The organism is Undibacterium sp. Di27W, assembly GCF_049340345.1.
GTDB lineage: Bacteria > Pseudomonadota > Gammaproteobacteria > Burkholderiales > Burkholderiaceae_D > Undibacterium.
Genome location: NZ_JBMPOS010000060.1, coordinates 1 through 1976 on the forward strand (window position 1 = coordinate 1; position 1976 = coordinate 1976).

Sequence of the window (1976 nt, forward strand, 5' to 3'; positions counted from 1 at the left end):
TGGACAGTCGATGGCAAGATATTACCCAGCGAAGCCTGAAAGGCTTTGCGTCGGGAGTGGCAACGAGTCTGGTGAACGGGGGCAAGATACAGATTGGCCGGGTGGCTGTGGATGCGTTTGGCAATGCACTGGGCGAGAGTTTGGCTGCGAAAAATACCAGCGCTGAAAACAACCCATTTAGTTTGTATCAACCTGGACAGACCGTTGATTTCAATTTGCGTAGCAGTGTCAGTTCCCCAAGTGATGGCAATGGTGCATCCGTTCAAGATATTCCTGCAGCGGATGGTCGTTCATGGATGTCGCTAAGCAACCAAAATATGGATGACTTCATCGACACGCCCATGGGACAGGAGTGGTCAAGGACGGGAGGTAAGCTTGGTTATGGTTTAAGTGATCCGTTGAATCGAGATACTGGTGCTGGAGCAAATGGCACATTAGTAGAGGGCAACGATACGACGCTGTATCAACCAGGTATGCAAACTGTGCCAATCAGTCACAGGAAAATGTCGCTGGAAGAAATGGCGCAATATGATGAGGAACTGGAAGCTGCTCATCAAGCCAAGATTGCCCAAGACAATAGCAGAGCTTATTCAATGTCTAAATGGGAAGGATTTTTGACATTTAATCCAGTCGGTCAGACGATCAATGGTGCTTCTAAGGCCGCTTATAATTTTGTAAAAATTCCAGCCAATTTAGTGCAAGGTACAGGCACACTGATACAAGATGCGTACGGTTATTCAAAGCAGGCGATTTTTGGGCCTGACCGTGGAGTCATGGGGGATATTCGCCCATATCACGTACAAAACGGTATTGTGCGTTCGTTTGTGCGTCGCGGTGCTATGGAGACAATGGGTGACTTCGTTTATGGCGTCGCCAAATCGGCGCCAGGCATTGGGTTAATTGACTCTATGTACAGACGTGATTATGACGGTGTAGGTGGTGAGATTTTTAATCTGGGTATGATGTATGCTGGTGCGAAGATCGGGGGAGCAAAAATTCGTGGTGAGGGTGGTGGAAATAGCGCAGCTAAAATATCTTTTGAGCCATCTTTGAATGAGGTCGACAGGATTATTGGAGCAAAATCTGGGGCAGTTATTGCAGAGAATCCAATTGCTGCTCGATCATATCAACGTCTCCTTGATCAAGGCACTGATGTGCGATTTGTGAATGATCGATTTATGGGTGATGCAGCCTTATTCGAAGGACTTACGAATACAGTTACCGTTAATATGCTAAAGATGAGATCCGCGGAGGATGTGGCATCAGCTATCGTACACGAAGCGACTCATCAAAAGCGTTGGTTTAATGGGGCAAAGCTTGGAACTCAATACGAGGAATATATGGCATACAAAAATGAATTCATATTCGAGGCTTCGCGTAACCCTAGACTTGGCGAGTTTTCGATTAGACCTACTCTTACCGAGAGGCAAGAGTTATGGAGGCAAACGCAAGAAAACTACAAACATCTTCCGCAGGGAAAAAATCCGTTTGGAGGGAAATAATGAGCGTAATAGATTTAACTGGGATGTCAGCAGTAGAAATACTTTCTCTTATTCGTAATAAGGAACGGCTTCTTTGCCCAAAGTGTTTAGCTGTATTAGACCCGATCCCCAAAAATTGGACTGATGAAATGCCGCTGCACGGAGTCGAATGTCCAAATGATCAAAAACATTTTTTGATTTATTCTGAGCCAGAACGGGCATCAAAAAATATGAGGGATTTCATAAAAGATATGATTAGGAAATCGGAAAGTAAGTAAACCAAATCCCTTCATTAGATCGGTATTTTTACAGAAAATGGTTGCTGCTGCCCTGTTCATCGTTCAGTAAAGCCAACTCGCTTCACCAGGTCAGCAATTTTTGCAAAAACTGGTGAGGATTTTTGTTCAATAGAGCATTAATATGACTATTTTTTAATCAGTGCGAGCAATTTATTTTGTTCGCCTGATTAAAATTTGAGCGAAATATTTGCTCAGG

General features: G+C 44.2%; 2 protein-coding genes. Both read left to right on the forward strand.

Annotation, left to right across the window (positions count from 1 at the left end; all coding sequences use genetic code 11):
- Positions 1-1502: hypothetical protein (locus tag ACO0LF_RS31195; protein WP_423021258.1), on the forward strand; the 1502-nt coding region annotated here is incomplete at its 5' end.
- Positions 1502-1759 carry a hypothetical protein gene (locus ACO0LF_RS31200; protein WP_423021260.1) on the forward strand — a complete coding sequence of 86 codons (258 nt, stop codon included), beginning with the start codon at positions 1502-1504 and terminating at the stop codon, positions 1757-1759. The genes ACO0LF_RS31195 and ACO0LF_RS31200, both read left to right, overlap by 1 nt.
- The last annotated feature ends 217 nt before the right edge of the window (positions 1760-1976 follow it).